2 protein-coding genes are annotated in these 905 nt (G+C 41.8%); both read left to right on the top strand.

Translation table 11 applies throughout. The features are described 5' to 3' along the window. The coding region (locus tag KP705_RS15480; protein WP_215764797.1) for a hypothetical protein at positions 1-325 on the top strand (325 nt) is incomplete at its 5' end. Continuing rightward, positions 322-905: plasmid recombination protein (locus KP705_RS15475; RefSeq protein ID WP_215764796.1), on the top strand; the 584-nt coding region annotated here is incomplete at its 3' end. The genes KP705_RS15480 and KP705_RS15475, both read left to right, overlap by 4 nt.

The following is a 905-nucleotide window of genomic DNA, read 5'->3' as shown; positions in this document are numbered from 1 at the left end:
GAAGGATGTGAAAAGTTATAGAGATTATTTGCGTTGTCTTCCTTCGCATTCTTCTTTGTTTTTGGATTACATAGAAAGCAGGGGATATGGTTTTTTAAGATTCAACGAATATTTGAACGATGACGAGGATGATTTTTGTTACGAGTGTGTTTTTGTTAATGACAATAAAGATGAGATACGCCTTTGGGTTAAAGATTTAGAAGAATGTGACAAGGATGGTTTGTATTCGAGTATCGATAATTTAGATTTGGAAAATTGTACGTCTGATGATTTTAAAAGAAGACTCTCAACGATTTGCGAGAAATTTTTTGGATCGTTGTCATGAGTTATCAATTCGCACATTTTGAGATGCTGAGTCGTAAAGTGCTTGTAAAGCCTTCCGACAAGGCAACGAAGTCTAAGAAGTGGAATATTAAAGAGACTATAGATGAGGCTACCCGGAGAAATCCGGATGCCTGTTTGCATGTTGAAAATCCAGGCAAGCCGGTTCTCGTTTTTGGTCAGGATTTAGAAGCTCTTGAGCGTGAGCATGAGCAGGCTTGCGATGGTGCTGTTGATGTTCAGAAGAATGGCAAGAGCAGGAAAATCAGAAGCACTCAAAATACTATGGCGTGCATTGTTCTGTCTTGGCCAGGTGAGATGGATGCCGATTGTAAGCGTTGGCAAGCTCGGTCGGTCAAGTGGTTGCAGGACACGTATGGGGACCAGTTGAAGACAGTCATCAGGCATGATGATGAGGCTTTTCCTCATCTTCATGCTTTCATCGTTCCTGATGATTTGAAGGCGATCAGCTTACATCCTGGGGATAGTGCAAAGCAGAAGGCCAAGGCGGATGGGTTATCTCCAAAGGAACAAAATGAAGCCTATAAGCAATCGTTTAGAGATTGGCAGGACAGTTATTGGGA

It is taken from the genome of Gluconobacter sp. P1D12_c, assembly GCF_018812105.1.
In the GTDB taxonomy this organism is placed as follows: domain Bacteria; phylum Pseudomonadota; class Alphaproteobacteria; order Acetobacterales; family Acetobacteraceae; genus Gluconobacter; species Gluconobacter oxydans_A.
The sequence above is the reverse complement of the archived record's forward strand: the minus strand, read 5'-3'. Positions and strand labels throughout refer to the sequence as shown.